The 19,662-nt window shown below is 40.2% G+C and carries 16 protein-coding genes and 1 pseudogene; all 17 read left to right on the top strand.

Going from position 1 to position 19,662, the window contains the following annotated elements:
- Window positions 1–33: 33 nt before the first annotated feature.
- The 17 genes and pseudogenes from QF028_RS17585 to mmsA all read left to right on the top strand — a co-directional run bounded on the left by QF028_RS17585 (window position 34) and on the right by mmsA (window position 19,636).
- Window positions 34–1,233 (top strand): acyl-CoA dehydrogenase family protein, encoded by a 1,200-nt coding sequence (locus QF028_RS17585; protein WP_429467335.1) that lies wholly within the window; start codon window positions 34–36, stop codon window positions 1,231–1,233.
- Between the two features lie 41 nt (window positions 1,234–1,274).
- Complete coding sequence (locus tag QF028_RS17580) at window positions 1,275–2,132, top strand: adenylyltransferase/cytidyltransferase family protein (RefSeq protein ID WP_429467333.1); 858 nt, start codon at window positions 1,275–1,277, stop codon at window positions 2,130–2,132.
- 48 nt (window positions 2,133–2,180) lie between these two features.
- Window positions 2,181–3,068: an isocitrate lyase/PEP mutase family protein gene (locus QF028_RS17575; RefSeq protein WP_429467330.1), complete on the top strand. Its 888-nt coding sequence runs from the start codon at window positions 2,181–2,183 to the stop codon at window positions 3,066–3,068.
- A gap of 45 nt (window positions 3,069–3,113) precedes the next feature.
- Window positions 3,114–4,535: an FAD-binding protein gene (locus QF028_RS17570; protein ID WP_429467327.1), complete on the top strand. Its 1,422-nt coding sequence runs from the start codon at window positions 3,114–3,116 to the stop codon at window positions 4,533–4,535.
- A 34-nt stretch (window positions 4,536–4,569) separates the two neighbouring features.
- Window positions 4,570–5,292 carry an SDR family NAD(P)-dependent oxidoreductase gene (locus QF028_RS17565; RefSeq protein WP_429467325.1) on the top strand — a complete coding sequence of 241 codons (723 nt, stop codon included), beginning with the start codon at window positions 4,570–4,572 and terminating at the stop codon, window positions 5,290–5,292.
- Between the two features lie 31 nt (window positions 5,293–5,323).
- Window positions 5,324–5,761, top strand: coding sequence for a GlcG/HbpS family heme-binding protein (locus QF028_RS17560; RefSeq protein ID WP_215000475.1), 438 nt, complete (start codon window positions 5,324–5,326; stop codon window positions 5,759–5,761).
- 14 nt (window positions 5,762–5,775) lie between these two features.
- Entirely contained in the window at window positions 5,776–7,152 is a 1,377-nt protein-coding gene (locus QF028_RS17555; RefSeq protein ID WP_429467323.1) for an FAD-dependent oxidoreductase, read from the top strand.
- Window positions 7,153–7,499: 347 nt separating this feature from the next.
- The gene (locus QF028_RS17550; RefSeq protein ID WP_429467321.1) at window positions 7,500–8,354 is read left to right on the top strand and encodes an aspartate/glutamate racemase family protein; all 855 of its coding nucleotides are present in this window, start codon (window positions 7,500–7,502) and stop codon (window positions 8,352–8,354) included.
- Between the two features lie 30 nt (window positions 8,355–8,384).
- Window positions 8,385–9,179 (top strand): electron transfer flavoprotein subunit beta/FixA family protein, encoded by a 795-nt coding sequence (locus QF028_RS17545; RefSeq protein ID WP_429467319.1) that lies wholly within the window; start codon window positions 8,385–8,387, stop codon window positions 9,177–9,179.
- Between the two features lie 14 nt (window positions 9,180–9,193).
- Window positions 9,194–10,174 carry an electron transfer flavoprotein subunit alpha/FixB family protein gene (locus QF028_RS17540; protein ID WP_429467316.1) on the top strand — a complete coding sequence of 327 codons (981 nt, stop codon included), beginning with the start codon at window positions 9,194–9,196 and terminating at the stop codon, window positions 10,172–10,174.
- A gap of 143 nt (window positions 10,175–10,317) precedes the next feature.
- Window positions 10,318–11,127 carry an ABC transporter ATP-binding protein gene (locus QF028_RS17535; protein ID WP_410883729.1) on the top strand — a complete coding sequence of 270 codons (810 nt, stop codon included), beginning with the start codon at window positions 10,318–10,320 and terminating at the stop codon, window positions 11,125–11,127.
- 179 nt (window positions 11,128–11,306) lie between these two features.
- The gene (locus QF028_RS17530) at window positions 11,307–12,206 is read left to right on the top strand and encodes an SCO family protein (RefSeq protein ID WP_429467314.1); all 900 of its coding nucleotides are present in this window, start codon (window positions 11,307–11,309) and stop codon (window positions 12,204–12,206) included.
- A 360-nt stretch (window positions 12,207–12,566) separates the two neighbouring features.
- Complete coding sequence (locus QF028_RS17525; RefSeq protein ID WP_429467312.1) at window positions 12,567–13,574, top strand: substrate-binding domain-containing protein; 1,008 nt, start codon at window positions 12,567–12,569, stop codon at window positions 13,572–13,574.
- Between the two features lie 12 nt (window positions 13,575–13,586).
- Window positions 13,587–15,404, top strand: a complete 1,818-nt coding sequence (locus QF028_RS17520) for a cache domain-containing sensor histidine kinase (RefSeq protein WP_429467309.1) — start codon at window positions 13,587–13,589, stop codon at window positions 15,402–15,404.
- Window positions 15,405–15,438: 34 nt separating this feature from the next.
- A complete protein-coding gene (locus tag QF028_RS17515) occupies window positions 15,439–16,665 on the top strand; it encodes a response regulator transcription factor (RefSeq protein ID WP_429467306.1) in 1,227 nt (408 codons plus the stop codon).
- Between the two features lie 287 nt (window positions 16,666–16,952).
- Window positions 16,953–18,026, top strand: coding sequence for a multiple monosaccharide ABC transporter substrate-binding protein (chvE, locus tag QF028_RS17510; RefSeq protein ID WP_429467303.1), 1,074 nt, complete (start codon window positions 16,953–16,955; stop codon window positions 18,024–18,026).
- Between the two features lie 79 nt (window positions 18,027–18,105).
- A pseudogene (gene mmsA, locus QF028_RS17505) lies at window positions 18,106–19,636 on the top strand (multiple monosaccharide ABC transporter ATP-binding protein).
- The last annotated feature ends 26 nt before the right edge of the window (window positions 19,637–19,662 follow it).

Below are 19,662 nucleotides of genomic sequence, written 5' to 3'. Positions count from 1 at the left end.
ATGACCAAATTAAATTGGAAAGGAAGAGATGCAATGATGACGAGTACTATTTTGGATGTACAGACTGAACTGATAGATAAGGCACGATCGTTTGTACCAAGATTACGTGAACGGGCAAAAGAGACAGAGGAAATTCGGAGAATTCCAGATGCCACAATTAACGATTTAAAAGAGTCCGGCCTTTTCTATATCCTTCGTTCAAAACAATTTGGCGGCTACCAAACAAACATGAGAACGTATACGGATATTGTGACGGAAATCTCCCGTGGCTGCGGTTCAACTGGCTGGATTGTTGCCCTATGTTGTATTCGGGAATTGATGATATCGGAATCCTTTTCTGAAATGACGCATCAGGAAATTTACGGATCTGGTGATGATATTGTTTTTTCAGGTGTATTTGAACCAAGAAAGATTCAGGTGAAAAAAGTTGAAGGCGGTTACATCATTGAAGAAGGTTATTGGCCGTTTTGCTCTGGTTCCCTTCATGCGACATGGGGATACTTCGGAATGCCAATTGTCGATGAGGATGGAAACGTCGTTGATCAAGGCTTGATTACTTTACCAATGAGCCAAGTGGAAATTACGGACGATTGGCATGTAATGGGACTTTGCGGCACAGGAAGTAACAGTATAAATATGAAAGATGTTTTTGTTCCAGATCACCGGGTTGTATCCTTTACAGATGCCATTGCTGGAAAGTTTCAATCTGATCATTTTCGAGATATTCCACTCTATAATACAGCACTATTCCCTGCGCTGGCGATGTCAATCGGTGTTCCGGGCTTAGGAATGGCGAAGGCTGCTTTAGAATTATTCATGGAAAAATTGCCAAATCGAAGAGCGGCGAATTTGGGGGTTGAATACCTAAGTGATGCTGTTACCACTCATCATCAAGCTGCAGAAGCATCGCTAAAAATTGAAACCGCTGCCATGCACTTTTATCAAGTCGCTGACCGCCTTGATGCTTGCGCTGTAAGTGGGGAGTACATGAGTAAATTTGAAAGAGTCAAAGCATTGGCCAATATCGGCTATGCGGTGCAGTCTTGTAAGGAAGCCATCGATATCTTAATCCTTGCAACGGGGTCGGCCTATGTGGGCAATGGGAACCCGATGCAAAGAATCGGACGTGACTTTGCTGCCTTATACACCCACAGAACAGTTTCGCCAATTACATCCAAAGAAAACTTTGGCCGAGAATTATGTGGTCATTCAAGCAATACGAAAAATATTTAATAATGATTGAGGCTTAGGTTAAATGATTAGGAGGGAACTGCATGGAAACGATTTATTTGAACCCGGAAAATCTAGCGGACTATCAGCAAAAAGCAAGCCTCAGCGTCATGGCCCTAGGATTTTTTGATGGTATTCATAATGGACACCGTGAAGTGATTAAAACAGCTTTTCAGAAAGCAAAAGAAAGGAATCTTTCACTATCTGTGATGAGTTTCTTTCCACATCCGAAAACAGTTTTATCCAATGGAAAGACACATGTTGATTATCTGATGCCGCTTTCTGATAAGGAAAAAATATTCTGTGAACTGGGGGTCGACATATTTTATATCGTTGAATTCGATAGAGAATTTGCGTCGCTTTCCCCGGAAAAGTTTGCAGCTAAGTATTTAGTTGATCTTGGTGTCGTCCATGCAGTTGCCGGCTTTGATTATACCTATGGTTTTCGTGGAGTTGGAAATATGGACCGCTTGATAAGTGATTCAGGCGGGATCCTCGAAGTGACGAAGGTAGATAAAGTGGAATACCAGGGGGAGAAAATTAGTTCAACCTGCATTCGAGAAAAATTGGCAAGTGGAAATATTGAGGATCTATCAGCATTTTTAGGACGTCTCTATGAAGTGGCATGTGAATGGGACGGTACTTCACTAAGTGTAAGGCCTCATTATACATTGCCTGCTCCGGGAAAGTATGTAGTAACGGTAAGAGGAGCAAATCAATCACAAGTGCTAGAAATGATTGTTACAAAAGAAAAAGAATTGATTCCGCTAAAATCTTTTTCAGAGTTAGCCGCCAATAATAATGGTGTTCTTTCTATCATTTGGCACGAACAAATCCTCGGAAAAGTGAAAAATTCTTATCAAGAGCATGGGTGGATTCAAGGAGTTGTTCAAATCGGATAACCAGAAGTTTTAATAAAAGATAATTTTAAAAAAGGGGGGCTATAAAAAGTGAATAAAACGAAAGAGTTCCAAAAACTATTACACCAACCTGGTTCATTTATCTTACCAGGTGCTTATGATGCAATGTCTGCTAGATTAATAGAAGAAATCGGCTTTCAAGCGATATACGCCACTGGTGCTGGAATATCCAATGCTCAATTAGGGTGGGCGGATGTAGGCCTGACTTCCTTAAAAGAAGTGGTTGACATTGTAGCAAGGATGACGGATGTGACGACGATTCCGATTGTCGTCGATACCGATACAGGCTTTGGTAATGCGATTAATGTTATCCGTACTGTAAGAGAGTTTGAGAGAGCAGGTGTAGCAGCGATTCAAATGGAAGACCAGGTTTCACCTAAGAAATGCGGCCACTTCAATGGGAAAGATGTTATTTCAAAAGAAGAAATGGTCGGGAAAATCAAAGCTGCTGTTGACACTAGGAGAGATGAAAATCTAGCAATCATCGCCCGTACGGATGCATTAGCCGTAAATGGCATGGAAGATGCATTGGGCAGGGCAAATGCCTATGCGGAAGCTGGAGCCGACATTATTTTTGTTGAAGCGCCGACAACCCTTGAACAATTAAAGCAAATTACCGGCTCATTAAAAGGGATCCCACAGGTAATAAATCTGGTAGAAGGCGGTAAAACCCCGCTTATTTCTTTGAAAGAGGCCGAAGAGATTGGTTTTAAAATCATGCTTTGTGCAAATACTGTCCTCCGCTCTGCCATCAAAGGAATCACAGAGTCGTTAAGAATATTAAAAGCCGAAGGTTCACATGAAAATGTTCACGAGTTAATTTGTACGTGGGAAGAGCGACAATCACTCTTTAAACTCAATCAGATTAAAGAGTGGGAAAACAAGTATGGAGAAAATCAGACATTAATTAAAAAGTGATTTTACTTTTTTAATAAATTAAGAACTTTAAAGGAGGACTTAGTTGTGAGGAGAGAAGTAGATTACGACATCGTAGTCATTGGATGTGGAGTTGCCGGGACCTCAGCCGCATTATCTGCCGCTGAAACGGCTAAAAAGGAAAATAAGAACTTAAAAATAGCTATTCTAGAACGAGCTGATTATGACCATAGGGGTGGAAATTCTCGTTGGACTGCTTCCTATATGCGGATGAAAAATCTCGATGAAGTTGCTGATAACTTCGTAGAAGACATGCTGGCTTTTTCAGACAACTATTCCGATCGGGAGTACATAGAAACTCTCGCCAAAGATGCTGGCAGCACACTTCGCTGGGTCCAGGAAAAAGGGGTTGAGTTTGACTATCTGCCAACAATGTTTTTGACCGCATCAAGGCCACGTTTGCTTCCAGTAGGCGGCGGTCGTGCCATCGTTGACACACTATCCCGCCGTGCAGGTGGACTTGGCGTAGAGATTATTTACGAGGCAACTGCTTGGAAATTACATCTTGATGACGAGGGCGTAGTGAATGGACTAATGGTGCGTGTCAAAGGTGGAACCTCACTTCAATTAAAAGTGGGAGCTGTTGTGTTAGCGTCAGGTGGATTTCAGGGAAATCAGGAGATGATGGCACAATATGTTGGCAGAGATGCTCATAAAGTTCGGACAGTAGCCGAGGGTGGATTGTATAACAAAGGTGAAGGAATCCGGATGGCAATGGAGCTAGGGGCAAAAACGGCTGGTCAATTTGATTCTTTCCATGCTGAACCGGTCGACCCAAGAAGTAAACGGGAAGAGGCTGCTGTAATGACATACCCTTACTTTATTCTAGTCGATCAGAATGGAAATCGTTTCGTTGATGAGGGGAAAACAACAGTCGATGAGCAATATGAAGAGGTTGCACGGACAATATTCCACGATCTTCCTGGTCATATTGCCTATATGATCGGCGATCAAAAGATGTATGAAATTCCAAACTATGAACGAGCTGTGGAAACCGATAAACCGGCCATTGTTGCTGATACGATCGAAGAACTGGCGGAGAAGATTGGCGTGCCTGTCGGCCAATTAACGGCTACGGTTGAATCCTATAACGCTGCTGTTCAACCGGGTGAATTTCATTGGGATAAAAAAGATGGAAAACAGGCGATTGGAATTACGCCGCCAAAGTCCAATTGGGCGATTCCGATTAATAAGGCTCCGTTTATCGCCTATCCAATTATCTGCTCCAATGTTTTCACCAACGGTGGATTAGCTACCGATACGAATGGGCGTGTTCTGTCTCAAGATCATGATCCGATTCCAGGTTTATATGCAGTCGGTGAAACGGCTGGTCTTTATTACGGGAAATATCCAGGCGGGACATCTGTGCTAAGGGGTCTTGTATTTGGCCGCCGTGCCGGTGGTCATGCTGTTGCTTACGTAACTGATTCAAAGAAACTAGAGGTTTAAGTAGTATGGTTTTCTTGAGAAAGGGTGAGGTTTTTTGGAATTAAAAGACAAGGTGGCCTTAGTAACAGGGGGAGGCAGAGGGATCGGCAGAGAGACCTGTATTCTCCTAGCGAAACAAGGCGCTAAAGTTGCTGTTTTTTCCGACAATGAATCTGAAAGCAAAGAAACTGCTGCCTATATTTCTGAGGTGGTTGGGAGCGAAGCAATCGCCCTTACCGGGGATGTTCGTTCAGAAGAGGATATAAATCAAGCAGTCCAGACAACACAAGAAAGTTTGGGTTCGATTGATATATTAATCAATAATGCGGGTGTCATGCTCCTTAAGCCGTTCCATGAAATGACGGTTAAAGAATGGGACTTTGTACAAGATGTTAATATTCGTGGAGTCTATTTATGTACTCGGGCAGTCGTGCCGCAAATGATGGAGAAAAGACACGGTGTGATCATCAATCTATCGTCGATTTGGGGAACAAAAGGCGGTCCCGACAGAAGTGCCTACATTGCTTCCAAATACGCATGTCTCGGATTTTCCAAAGCACTGGGTGAAGAATTAAAGCCATACAAAATTAGAGTGAATGCGGTCTGTCCAGGTCCAGTAAATACAAAGATGATGGATGATTTTGATGTGAATAAAGACAATTGGCTGCATCCACGTGACCTTGCTAATGTCATCGTCGATTTATGTTTACCAAAAAGTGTCGCTGTCACTGCAACCGCTATTGAAGCATTTGGTTACGGACGACCTGTAAATTTATAAATATTTCTAAAAGTTGAAAGGGGAAATCATAATGGAAAAATTAATTCCAGCTATTGAATCAAAAAATATCAGTCTAGCACTTGCTAATAAAATGTTAGAGGCTGCACTTGTTAAGGGAAAAGAACTAGGTATACCGTTTAGCATCTCAATCGTTGATCGAGTGGGGAACCTAAAAGCGTTTGCTGCTATGGACGGTGCGCCAGTATTAAGTTTGGAAATTGCTCAAAATAAAGCATTTTCTGCTGCCACCTATAATAGAGCTACACACGAATGGTACGACAGACTGAAGGATGATCCACCATTGCTGCATGGGATTGTTCACACTCCAAGACTGATTATTTTTGGCGGCGGTTATCCAATCAAAATCAATAACGAACTGATTGGCGGTGTTGGGGTTAGTGGCGGACATTATACTCACGATATGCAGGTTTGCCAGGCAGCATTAGAAGTGCTAAATAACCTAGAGTAAGAGGGTGTTGATGGATGGAAACCTATGATTTGATTATTTTAGGCGGCGGACTAGCGGGGATGTGTGCTGCTGTTGATGCAGGTGAAGCGGGTGCACACGTCCTGCTCCTTGAGAAACAGGATGAACTGGGCGGAAGTACGGTTCTTAGCTCAGGGTATATGGCCTTTGCCGGAACAGATATGCAAGAGAACGCAGGTATCATCGATTCAACCGAGTCCTTATTGGAGGACATGATTGAGGTCGGTGGCGGCGTGAATGAACAGGCACTCGTTGATACCTATGGCCAGCACCAATTAGAGACATATAATTGGCTTATTGAGCACGGTTTTGAGTTCCGCTCACTCGAAGCTGTTAGCGGTCACAGTGTTCCCCGCGGTCATATTATTGACCCACACCAAGCGATTCAGACACTAAACCGAATGGTTAAGCAGATGTCAAACGTGACCATTCGATTTAATGCTCCGGCACGAAGACTATTGAAAAATGACGATGGTCGGATTGATCGTGTTTTATATGTGGCCGAAGGGGTAGAGCAATTTGTGCATGCCTCCAAAGGGGTAATCATTGCATCAGGAGGGTTTGCAAAAAGCGAGGATCTTTTAAGGCAGTTTGCTCCCCAATTAAAGGGAGCACTAAGGATTGGCGGCCGTGGAAATCATGGGGATGGAATACGGATGGCATGTGAAAATGGGGCCTGGTTAAAGGATTTACCATACCTGAATGGGACCTATGGATTTCATCCTACAGCTGCAGGACCAGTAAAGTCTCAGGGGTTAGCCTTCTACAAGGGTGCAATCATGGTCAACCAATTTGGTAAACGGTTCGTTAACGAGTCTATTTCTTATAAACTATTAGGAAAGGCCGCTTTCGAGCAGCCTGATCAAGTTAGTTTCCAGGTTTGGGACCAAACTGTTATGGACAAGAGTGTTCACGATGACCCTCTCTATGATTTGGAATTACTGAAGCGGCGCAGGCTTCTATATCAAGCGGACACATTGGAGGATTTGGCTGACTGTATTGATGTACCACTTGAAGTTTTGGAAGAAACGATCTCCAGATACAATCAAGGAATTGAGGATGGAGAAGATCCTGCATTCGGCAGGAAGTCATTAACACATAACTATGGAAAACCAACACCAATTGAGAAGGCACCATTCTATGCATTTGAGTCGACAGTCGCGATGCTGGCAACTTATGCAGGGCTGTCTGTGAACACAGCGGCACAAGTGGTGAATCCTTACGGTGAGCCCATTCCAGGATTGTTTGCAGCTGGTGAGGTGACTGGTGGATTCCACGGAGCAGGTTACATGACCGGTAGTTCTTTAGGGAAATGTGCGGTCTTTGGACGGATAGCAGTCCAAGAGGCATTGAAAGAGGTAACAGTAAAATAATTGAATTGCATGGGTGTGGAAAGGCTCAGAATAGGATTCGCTCATGGAATGGGTGAATTCGCCCATAAAACTAAAAAATTCGCTCATAAGATTGGTGAATTCGCCCATAAAATGGTTAAATTCGCTCATAAAATTGGATTCGCTGATAGAACTGTGAAATTCGCTGATAGAACCGGAGAATTCGCTGATTTAGCTTGAGAATTCGCTCATAGACTATTAAATTTCACTAACAAACGATGAACTTACGCAAAAATAAACATGGATACACTTTTTTGAAACAAATCTAATAACAAAAACGAACTTTTTATATATATTTTCGAAAAAAGCACAAAAAGGAGGTAAATTTTATGAAAATCTGGCATCAGAGCCTAACCACGATTGACCGGGTTCCTCAATACCGAGATGCAATCATGAACCATGTGCGGAAGATTGCACGACCAGACGTGGAGGTCGTTCTACATGGCATGTCTGAAGAGACATATCCCACACATTACCCCGGGCATTTTATTACTCATTCCTACCTGCAGAACCTGCACCGGGAGCAGTTCGTTCGTGCTGCATTAATGGCTGAAGCCGCAGGATACGATGCGATGTTTATTGGGACCATTCCTGACGTAGGCCTTTTGGAGGCACGCACGCTCGTTGATATACCCGTGGTTGGTTATGGGCAAGCCTCCTTCCATATGGCATCCATGCTTGGAGACCGTATCGGAGTAGTCAATTTTTTAACCCCATTGGCAGACGAACTTAGACAAAACGCCGCCCGGTACGGCCTCGGCGAAAAGCTCGGACCTATTGTTCCGCTGGAGTCAGGCTTTGATGATGTGCTCGCAGGCTTCAATAAACCTGAGCCAGTTATTGCGGCATTTCGAAGAGCAGCCGAGACTGCCATCTCTCAAGGAGCCGATGTGATTGTCCCAGGAGAGGGGCCGATGAACGTTTTCCTTGCAACCTTCGGGATTTCAAGGGTTGGTGACGTTCCTGTCGTTGACTCATTCGGTGCCGGAATCAAGATGTGCGAATCACTAGCGGACCTAAAAAGAGTATCAGGAGTTTATATGACCCGGCGCGGCTACTACAATTCAAAACCATCAGCAGAAGCGGTTGCAAGATTACGAGAAATGTACGGATTAGACCCATACCCAAATCCTAATAACCAGCGAGGGTTAGCAGTAAGGGCAGGAGAAGAAGTAAAAGGTTAACCAAATAAAAAGACAAGAGGTGAACTAGAGATGCATATCGTCGTATGCCTAAAGCATGTTCTTGATCCGGAAATTACTCCGCGTTATTTTCAAATTGACCCAGAGACCAATCGTCCGGTGAATGGAGATTCCGACATGGTTTTGGACTCTTTTGCCGAGAACGCGCTTGAACTGGCTATTCAACTTCGAGATAAAACACCGGGTGCTACGGTGACTGCCATCTGCCTGGGTGACGAATCATCGGAGGAGGTACTGCGCAGAGCCTTTGCATTCACGGCTAATGCTGCCGTACGAATTTGGGATTCGGAGTGGGAAAATCTCGACGGTCAGGCCGTTGGACATATCCTTGCGCAAACTATCAAAACCCTTGGTGGTGCGGAGCTTGTGCTGACCGGATATCAAGCAAGTGACATTGAGGAAGGTCTTGTGGGACCGGTCATGGCAGAAGAACTTGGGATTCCTTGTGTGACGCTTGTCTCCGAACTTGAACTGGATGAAGATAGTGTGAAGTCTACTTGCGAAGCAGAAGGAGGTTATACTGTGGCGAGTGTTCCGTTTCCAGCTGTTTTTACAATTATCAGTTCTGAGGCAAATGTCCCTCGCCTCCCTAAGGTTAAAGATATCCGACTTGCGAGGAGCAAGCCAATTACTCGATTTGAATCAGATGATATTGATTTAGATCATGTGCGGTGTCAGCCGGGCGTTAAATTGGAGCGGGCCTACGTCCTAAACAGAGATGTCAATTGTGAAATCCTTTCTGGCAGCGATGGCTCAGAGCTCGCAGCTGAATTGACTGACAAGCTCTTGGCACTGAAGATTTTATAGGAGGTAGCAAACATATGTCCAATATCCTTATCTTTACAAATCAGCAAGAAGAATCACTAAGCTCGGGTGCCAAGGAAGCACTGGCATTCGGCAGTCGTTTGGCAAGTGCTACCGCCGGAAGTGTGGAAGCCGTCTTGGTTGGACCCGCGACTGCGGCTGGTGCAAAGGAAGCAATTTCCTTTGGAGCAAGCAAAGTATATACCATTAATAATCCTCTACTTTCTGAATATCAAGTTGAACTGTACGTAGATAGCCTCTTTACAGTGTTCCAACAGTCTGGTGCTGATGTATTACTCCTTTCCTTTGATAGGATGGGAAAGGATCTAGCAGGTCGACTGGCCACACGCAATGGCGCATCTGCCATAACAGAGGTGACTGATTTTAGAACTGAAGGCGGAAAGCTGACATGGGTGCGCCCAATTTATGGTGATAAAGCATATGGGGAGTATTCAACTACACGACTTAAGGTGGTTGTTGGCATTCGCCAAAAGAGTCAGGAACTAGCTGTACCTGATTTAACGCGCATAGGTGAAATCATTTCTGTTGATTACTCCGTTCCAGAGGAAGTTGTTTTAACCAAATTGGTGGTGAAGATTCAGTCGGCCTTGTCAGATATCCGTCTTGAGGATGCTACAATTATTGTCTCCGGCGGTCGAGGTCTTGGCGGACCTGAAGGCTTTCAAGATTTGCAGTCCCTTGCAGAACTACTGGGCGGGACAGTCGGTGCTTCAAGGGCAGCATGTGACGCTGGATGGGTTCCTTCTAACCTGCAGGTAGGACAAACGGGGGCTGTTGTTGCTCCAGACCTTTATATTGCGGTCGGAATATCCGGTGCCAGCCAGCATCTAGCAGGCATTACCAGTGCGAAGACCGTTGTTGCGATCAACACAGATTCAGAAGCACCCATTTTTAAACGGGCCAATTTCGGTGTAATCGCTGACTACAAAACAGTGATACCAGCACTTACGGAAAAACTGAAAAAGGTCCTTGTTTAAGGATTACACATCTAAAAGATTCATAGTCCTATTTTAAGTCCTCATTTTGGTGGGACTTATTTTTTGTTTTCTGAAAATTTGGTACAATAGGGTTACCAAAATTTTATATTCAACCTACGAATGGATAGAAAGGAGTATTAATAATGGTTTTAAAGCTTGAAAATGTTTCTTTATTACGAGAAGGAAATTGGATTATACAAGATATAAATTGGAAGATTAATAGAGGAGAAAACTGGGTTTTATTTGGATTAAATGGCTCGGGTAAGACAGCCATATTAAATTTAATAAATGCCTATTATTTCCCGACAAAAGGAAAAGTAACTGTACTGGGGATGGAATTTGGGAAAACCTATCTAAGTGAGAAACTGCGTAAACAGATCGGATTTGTCTCTTCATCCCTTCAGGAAAAATTTCATCCAGGGGATAATGCGTTTGAGGTTGTCTTAAGCGGTGCCTTTGCATCTATCGGTCTTTACGAAACACCGACAGATGAAATGAGAAAAAAGGCTGTTGAACTATTGGAGACACTTGGTTGTATAAGGTATGCGAACCGAAATTACGAAAAATTATCACAAGGAGAAAAGCAGCGTGTCTTAATTGCTCGTGCGTTGATGGCTGAACCTTCTTTGCTCATTCTCGATGAACCTACGAATGGATTGGATTTTATCGCACGCGAACAACTGTTAGAATCGATTGAAAAAATTGCAAAAAATCCCGGTGCTCCGACATTGATTTATGTAACACATCATATCGAAGAGATTTTACCAGTTTTCACTAAAACCTTATTACTAAAAGAGGGACAAGTTTTTGCAGATGGAAAGACAAGTGAATTGATATCTAGTCAAAAACTAACGGCGTTTTTCAATCTTCCTGTTCAGGTGGAGTGGAAGAACAACAGACCGATGCTTTCTAGACTACAGGTTGATGAGAAAGATAAACTCAAGGCCTATTGATGATTGAAAAAGGCGCATGAATCATTTATGCGCCAACTTTGAGTAATTCGAAAAGCGGAGGTAACTACCTTTTCATTTTGAGTGAAACTGTATAAAACTTCACAGTTTTTATGAAGATTGTAGTATATAGTGAAAGGAAGCTGAGATATTAAAATCTATCTGACTGAGAGGTTTGCAAGATGAAACGATTTTCTGTCTTTATAATGAGTCTTATTATCCTATTTATCGCGGGCTGTGGGGCATCCAATAATTTAACTGTGAAACTTACCACGCCAAAAACATTTACCCCAGGAAAAATATTTGCGATGCAATTTACCGTAGTCGACAATAAGGGAAATCCGATTCAGGGTGCCGAAGTGAGTGCCAATTTAAATATGAAAAACATGGATCACGGGACAACTCCTGTCGCTGTGGAAGAAATAAGCGACGGCAAATATATAGGAACTGCTAATTTAGCGATGAACGGTGACTGGGTAGCCTCAATTAAAGTGGAACACGACGGGGAAATGGTTGAAGACGAAAAGCAATTCTCTGTCGAAGCAAAAATATTGGAGAATGCCCATAAAGTGACCCAGGAAGTTACCTTACCAGATTTTAAGTTAATCGACGAGAATGGGAATCCAGTCACAAAACAGGATCTAATCGGAAAAACCGTCGTAATGACCTTTACTTATGTGAATTGCGTGGACCCGAATGCATGTCCGGTATTGTTGGGGAACTTTAGCAACTTGCAGAAGGATTTGAAAGCGAAGGGAAACAATACAGATAATCTGTTACTCGTTTCCGTTTCCCTTGACCCTGAAAATGATACACCAGAAGCGATGAAGGAACACGCAAAGAAAATGAATTTCGATATGTCCTACTTAAAAATGCTGACAGGAGATGTGAATGAGATTCAAAACTTGGCAAACACGCTTGGTGAACATTTTGAAGCAAAGGGTGCAGAAGTTATACATGATAACAAAACCTTTATTTTTAACTCGAACGGAAAGTTGACGCATGAATTTACAGGCAGCATCATTGATCGAAATGAACTATACCAGATTGTCAAGAGTAAAAATAAGCCTGACTCCTACTAGTTCCTGAGAAGCTTTGTTATTTCCTGAGTGGGGATTTAACAAAGCTTCTTTTTAATAAGGCCAAAATGTATGCAAGGATAATAGGGTTAAAGATTTTTGAGAAAAGCATATTTTTAAGAAAAAAGTATTGAGAGTTATCGCAGGAAAATGTATGATATGGCAAAGATAAAGAACTTTCTGATCCAAAGTTAGTAAAAAAAAGCAGCTATTAGCTAAGAATTAGAAATGATGCAATATTTGAAACTCATGCTCAATGAATCTTCCAATCATTGAAATGTAAGGGCTTTTATAAAAAATAACACTAGTGATTTTAGTAAACAGAATACACAAGTTGATAGTTTTTTGAAAGGGGATTCATAATTGAAAAAGCTATTACAAATCTATGCCTTCTTATTTTTCGTCTACTTTCTTTACTTATATAACTATCATATTAATGAGTCGCATATATCCCAACTAACACAAGGAGAAGGACAGGAGGAATTTAGTGAGAAGTACGTAATGGTTACATTCCAGTCAGGAATTGATTATTGGAAGAGCTCTTTAAAAGGGTTTGAGGATGCAGCTCAGAAATTGAATGTATCAGTTGAATACCGGGGTGCAACGCAGCATGATATACATGAACAAATTACTGTGATGGAACAGGTGATTGCCAAAAAGCCTGCGGGAATTGCGATATCCGCTATCGACCCTGACGCATTAGCTAAAACTTTTGAAAAAGCGCGGGAGATGGGTATTCCTGTAGTTTTATTCGATTCAGGTGCTGCATCGGACAAGGTGTCTTCTTTTTTGGGGACCGATAATTATAAAGCTGGTATAACGGCTGCTCATAAGTTAGTTGAATTAATTGGTAGAAAAGGAAAAGTGGCTGTCATTACATCTCCCAATCAATTAAATCATCAGGAAAGAACAAAAGGATTTTTAGACACAATTAAGAAAGAAACCACTGGGGTAGAGGTGATAGCAGTAAAAGATGGAAAGGGGGATCAGCTTGTTTCAAGCAAGGTCGCAATGAACCTCTTAAAGAAGTATCCGGATTTGAAGGGTATTTTTGCTACTGAGGCCAATGGAGGGGTTGGGGTCGGTGAAGCCGTCAGTCTCCTCAAGAAGAATCAAAAAGTGAAAATAGTAAGTTTTGATACAGATAAACAAACTCTGGATCTGATTAAAGATGGTACCATATCTGCAACCTTGGCTCAAGGTACCTGGAGGATGGGTTTTTGGTCTTTACTGTTTTTATTTGATCTCCAACATAAAAATTCTCCAATTAAAAAAAGTGAATTTTCCGATAAACCTTCAATGACTTCATATGTTGATACAGGGATTTCTATTGTTACTAAAGAAAATTTAGAAAATTACTATGCAAAGTGAGCCGCCAAGAAAATGAGAGATTCGAAGAAATTGGACAAAAAAAATTTTTTAAAAATAAGCAACCTTCCAATCCGATTTAAGTTAATTGTTCTTTTAATGTTAATCAGTATTCTGCCATCTATTGGTCTAGGGTTTCTGACAGGATGGACAGTAGACCGCATTATAGAGAGACAAGTGAACCAAAATACACTGCAGTTAATTGGTCAAGTCAATAAAACACTGGATTTCTATGCCGGTAACATGCAAAATATGAGTTATTTGATAGCTTTTAACCCGGGAATTAAACAATTTTTGTACGAGAAAAAAAGCCAGCAAAGCCAAGGGGTAAAGGATGATTATGAGATACGAACATTTCTGCAAGGGCTTACAACATTGTATCCAGAAGTAGCAGGCATTCTTGTGGTAAACAGCAATGGTCAGTACATCAGTAACGACATGTATACCCGCTCGATGAAAAGCCTCACTGAAGAGTCGTGGTATCAAGCTGCTGTGAAAAGTGAAGGGATTTTCAAAATCTTAGGGCACCCATTCAGCAGAAACATAACTAGCCATATACATTACAAGGATGACGAAGTTGTATCAGTTGTACGAGCAATTTTAGACCCTGAAACCCAGCAAGTGAAGGGTGTAATATTAATTGATATGAAGCTCAGAGTGATATCGGAAGCGACAAAAGATGTTCGCTTAGGTAAAACAGGTTATTTAATGGTGATTGACGATAAAGGCGAAAATATCTACTCACCATCCGAGCCCTTTCTTAACGAGATTCCTATTGAGTGGCTCCATTCGAATGAATCCGGGAATTTCTCTAAACAAGTCAAAGGCAATAAGCTTCAATTCATATATAGAAAGTCTCCTTTTACTGGTTGGACAACTGTAGGTGTATTTTCTACAAAAGAATCAGTATTAGAGGTAAGGGAAATTCATTTTTATGTGATTAGTTTTGTCTTCTTCGTCTGTTTGTTTGGGCTTGGGGCCTCCTATTATATATCCTATTCTATATCAAGACCAATCAGGCAACTCATGTCGTTTATGCGTAAAGCGGAATCTGGAGATTTGTCTGTCCGTTACAAAGGAGAACGAATGGATGAAATCGGGTTACTTGGCCGCAGCTTTAATATGATGCTTGTACAAATAAATAAACTTATAACACTAAATGAGCTGCAAGAGCGTCAAAAACGTGATGCTGAACTACGAAGTCTACAGGCTCATATTAAACCTCATTTCCTATACAATACGCTAGACACAATTCATTGGCTGGCCCGAAAAAAAGGTGCTGTAGATGTTGCTGAGGTGGTAGAGTCATTATCAAGACTTTTCCGCATTGGGTTAAGTAAAGGTAACGATATAATTCCTCTAAAAGAAGAAATGGAACATATTAACAGTTATTTGAAAATCCAAAAAGCCAGATATCAAGATAAATTAAATTACACCTTAAATATTGCTTCCAATGTTGAAAAGATCAATGTATTAAAGCTTGTATTACAGCCAATCGTCGAAAACGCCATATATCATGGAATTAAAGAAAGGAGAGGGCCTGGTCATATTATCGTAAAAGCAGAAGAACATGAAAGAAATATAGTTTTCCATGTAATGGATGATGGGAAGGGAATTCCTCCTGAAAAGCTTGAAGCTCTAAGAAGTAAATTGGGAACGTTATTTTCTCAATCTCAGCAATATAAGGGAAGTGAGAATTTCGGGTATGGGATGCTTAATGTCCAAGCCAGAATTAAACTGACTTTTGGTGATGCCTATGGTATATCAATTGATAGTGAATTAGGTAAGGGTACAACAGTGAAGGTTGTCCTTCCTGCCATCAGAGAAAAATGAAGCGATGAAAGAGTTCGAAAGGGGAGCAAATTGTGTGCTAAATCATTGGAATGTATTGATTGCAGATGATGAGCCGATAATACGTGAAGGAATTCGTGAATCAGTAGATTGGCAAGAGCTTCATATGAAGGTTGTAGCAGAAGCGGAAGATGGAGAAGAAGCATTCGACCTTGCCATCGAATATTCAGTAGACATATTGCTGGTAGATTTGAATATGCCAATTATGGATGGTTTGACTTTAATTAAACATGTACGAGAGAGTTTGCCAAACTGTAAAATAATAATTATTTCAGGTCATGACGAATTTACATATGCCCAAGAAGCATTACGCTTAAATGTTAATGATTATATTCTCAAACCCGCAAATCCTGATCAATTACAAAACGTCCTACAGAGTATAAGAAAACAATTGGAAGAAAGAGAACAGCAAAGTGAGTACTTAGCATTAGCGAAAGACCAAATCATAAAAAATATCCCTCTCTTACAGCAAAATTTTTGTCAGGAATGGATAAAAGGGAATATGACAGAATCTGAAATTATTAAACAACTAAAATTCTTACATTTGCCTCTAGAATGCCCGAACCAGTTTGGTCTCATCCAATGTCATGAAATTTATATCAATAAACCTTTATTGAATGAAAATAATAAACAATTATTTAATTTTACTGAAGATATCGTTGCTGAAGCACTTGAACCCTTCCAAAAAGTTGTTTTTCGTGATCCTTCAGGGTTTATATCAGTTTGTATTTGGGGAAATGTACAAGAAAATCTCGAATTATTGTTGTCAAAGAAATTAAAAAATTATTTGAACACGACACCGAATATGCACTTTGAGCAAGTTACTGGGGAAACATTTGCGATTTCTGAAATTTATAAACACTGCGAAACAATGATGTTTGAAAATTTAAAGATCTCACCGATCGTCCGGCGTGCGAGATCCTATCTTAGTGAACATTTTTCAGAAACAGATTTGACATTGGAATCATTGGCACAGTATCTGCAAGTATCCCCTGTTTATCTAAGCAGAATTATGAAAAAGGAATTAGGTACTTCTTTTGTTAGTATGATTACAAATATGCGAATCAGCAAGGCTATTATGCTGCTAAACTCCACAGAACTTTCTATTCTTGAAATTGCCGGAAAAGTTGGATATGACACACAGCATTATTTTAGTACTGCATTTAAAAAAGTAATGGGTGTATCTCCCAACCAGTATCGAAAAGGTGCAGGTTTTTCAAGTTCGATTTCTAGTAAAGAATAGGAGTAATATGGTTTAATTAGCCAAATATGAATGTACTATGGGACAGTCCAAATAAATCATTTGGACTGTTCTATTTTGTTTACGGGGAATTTCGAACAAAAAGTGCTTTCAAACCTAGAGAGTGATTTTTGTTTTTTTTAAATGAAGTATTTTTTGAAAGCGCTTCAAGTTAAGTTGTATTTTTATAAAAATAGTTGTTTTATTGAAAAGACGAAAAAATGACAGGGTGATATATTCATAGCAAGTAATAAAACTTTAACTATGAAAAAACAAAAGGGGCGATTCAGATGAAAAAGTTGTTGTCAGTAATTATGTTAATAACCTTATTATTTTCGTTGGCAGCATGTGGAAGTAAAAGTACAAGTGGAGATAGTGGATTTGTAGGACTTGCGATGCCTACAAAGTCATCGGAAAGATGGGTAAGTGACGGTCAAAATATGAAAAAAGAATTTGAAAAGTTAGGCTATAAAGTGGACTTGCAATATGCAGAAGACGTAGTAGAGAATCAGGTATCTCAAATTGAGAATATGATTACCAAGGGTGTAAACGTTTTAGTAATTGCGTCAATTGACGGTGAAGCCTTAACAGATGTTTTAGCCAAAGCAAACAAGCAAGGGATTAAAGTCATTGCATATGATCGTTTAATTAAAAATAGTAAATATGTCAGCTATTATGCAACATTTGACAACTTTAAAGTCGGTGTTCAACAAGGCTCTTATATTGAAGAAAAATTAGGTTTAAAGGCAGGAAAGGGCCCATTTAATATCGAGTTGTTTGCAGGATCACCAGATGATAATAATGCCTATTTCTTCTTTGATGGGGCAATGTCCGTATTAAAGCCTTATATTGAATCGGGGAAATTAGTCGTAAAAAGCGGTCAAAAGTCATTTGAACAAGGTGCCACATTAAGATGGGACGGTGCAGTTGCACAAGCTAGGATGGATAATCTATTAAGTGCCCACTATACCACTGACAAGGTAGATGCCGTTTTATCACCTTATGATGGAATCAGTATCGGGATCATATCATCTTTAAAAGGTGTTGGTTATGGATCAGCTACTAAACCACTTCCTATTATTACTGGACAAGACGCTGAACTAGCTTCTATTAAATCAATAATAAAAGGTGAACAGACACAAACAGTGTTTAAAGACACAAGAGAATTGGCTAAAAAAGCTGTTTCTATGGCTGATGCCGTTTTAAAGGGCAAAAAAGCTGAAGTAAATGATACCAAAACGTACGACAATGGAAAAAAAGTCGTTCCTTCATATCTGCTAGAACCGGTCTCAGTTGATAAAGCAAACTATGAATCTGTCTTAGTTGATTCTGGATATTACAAAAAGGAAGAACTAAGTAAATAATTAGTGATTTAAATGATTTAGTGACAGTTGAAGAACCGTCACTAAATCATTTTATAAAATTGCGAGGTTGTGGTGAAACATGTCAAAGATAATTTTAGAAATGAGGAATATTACAAAAGAGTTTCCAGGCGTCAAAGCACTACAAAATGTAAATTTAAAGATAAAAGAGGGCGAAATTCACGCTTTATGTGGGAGAAAATGGGGCTGGGAAATCCACTTTAATGAAAGTATTGAGTGGTGTCTATCCACATGGTTCATATACTGGGGATATTCTGTTTGGTGGAAAAGTTTGTAAATTTAAGGACATCAAACAAAGTGAAGAATTAGGGATTGTTATTATTCATCAAGAGCTGGCATTGATTCCATACCTATCGATTGCTGAAAATATTTTCCTTGGTAACGAACAAGCGAAAAATGGAATTATCAATTGGAATGAAACAGTGTTAAGGACGAGAGAACTGCTGACAAAGGTAGGTTTAAACGAATCACCAAATACAAAAATCGCAGACTTGGGTGTAGGGAAACAACAATTAACGGAAATAGCGAAGGCACTATCTAAAAATGTAAAATTATTAATATTGGATGAACCTACTGCTGCATTAAATGAACACGATAGTGAAAACCTATTAAATCTTTTATTAGAGTTTAAAAAACAGGGCATGTCAGCCATTATTATATCGCATAAATTAAATGAAATTTCCAAAGTGGCGGATTCCATCACAATTTTGCGAGACGGCCAAACCGTAGAAACTCTAGATATGAAAGTAGACAAAATTTCAGAAGACCGAATTATCAAGGGTATGGTAGGAAGAGAATTAACGAATCGCTATCCAAAAAGGGATGCGAAAATTGGAAATACTATTTTTGAAGTGAAAAATTGGAATGTCTTTCACGAAATGCATACAAATCAAAAATTAATTGATAATGTGAATATTCATATTCGTAAAGGTGAGATTGTTGGTATTGCCGGCTTGATGGGGGCAGGAAGAACAGAGTTGGCAATGAGTATCTTTGGGAAATCGTATGGAAAGAAAATAACGGGACAAATATATAAAGATAGTAAAGAAATCCATTTGAATAATGTTAGTCAGGCAATCGAACATGGAATCGCTTATGTTTCTGAAGATCGAAAGGTTAACGGGTTAATCTTGATGGATGATATTAAACAAAACATTACATTAGCCAGCCTTAAAGAGATAACCAACAAATTTGTTATTAATAAGAACCAAGAAATTATTGAATCGGAAAAATTCCGTGAAAAATTAAAAATTAAAACTCCTAGTATTCATCAGAAAACTGGAAATCTGAGTGGTGGAAATCAACAAAAAGTTGTATTGAGTAAATGGATCTTTTCAGAACCTGATATCCTGATTTTAGATGAACCTACTCGAGGTATCGATGTAGGCGCAAAGTATGAAATTTACACAATCATTAATCAGTTGGCTACAGATGGAAAAGGGATTTTAGTCATTTCTTCAGAGCTGCCAGAAATTCTTGGGATTTGTGATCGAGTGTATGTAATGAATGAAGGCAGAATAACAGGAGAAGTTTTAAAAGTAGAAGCAACTCAAGAACGAATTATGAAATATATGACCAAAAGTATGGTTTAGGGGGTAGCAAAACATGCAATCGTTAA

Source organism: Neobacillus sp. B4I6, assembly GCF_050434045.1.
GTDB lineage: Bacteria > Bacillota > Bacilli > Bacillales > Cytobacillaceae > Neobacillus.
This window is presented reverse-complemented; position numbering and strand designations above follow the sequence as displayed.

Excerpts from the sequence above, each read along its gene's own strand:
- QF028_RS17585 (WP_429467335.1), top strand. The coding sequence starts at position 34 with ATGATGACGAGTACTATTTTGGATGTACAGACTGAACTGATAGATAAG.
- QF028_RS17580 (WP_429467333.1), top strand. The coding sequence starts at position 1,275 with ATGGAAACGATTTATTTGAACCCGGAAAATCTAGCGGACTATCAGCAA.
- QF028_RS17560 (WP_215000475.1), top strand. The coding sequence starts at position 5,324 with ATGGAAAAATTAATTCCAGCTATTGAATCAAAAAATATCAGTCTAGCA.
- QF028_RS17555 (WP_429467323.1), top strand. The coding sequence starts at position 5,776 with ATGGAAACCTATGATTTGATTATTTTAGGCGGCGGACTAGCGGGGATG.
- QF028_RS17550 (WP_429467321.1), top strand. The coding sequence starts at position 7,500 with ATGAAAATCTGGCATCAGAGCCTAACCACGATTGACCGGGTTCCTCAA.
- QF028_RS17545 (WP_429467319.1), top strand. The coding sequence starts at position 8,385 with ATGCATATCGTCGTATGCCTAAAGCATGTTCTTGATCCGGAAATTACT.
- QF028_RS17540 (WP_429467316.1), top strand. The coding sequence starts at position 9,194 with ATGTCCAATATCCTTATCTTTACAAATCAGCAAGAAGAATCACTAAGC.
- QF028_RS17535 (WP_410883729.1), top strand. The coding sequence starts at position 10,318 with ATGGTTTTAAAGCTTGAAAATGTTTCTTTATTACGAGAAGGAAATTGG.
- QF028_RS17530 (WP_429467314.1), top strand. The coding sequence starts at position 11,307 with ATGAAACGATTTTCTGTCTTTATAATGAGTCTTATTATCCTATTTATC.
- QF028_RS17520 (WP_429467309.1), top strand. The coding sequence starts at position 13,587 with ATGAGAGATTCGAAGAAATTGGACAAAAAAAATTTTTTAAAAATAAGC.
- chvE (WP_429467303.1), top strand. The coding sequence starts at position 16,953 with ATGAAAAAGTTGTTGTCAGTAATTATGTTAATAACCTTATTATTTTCG.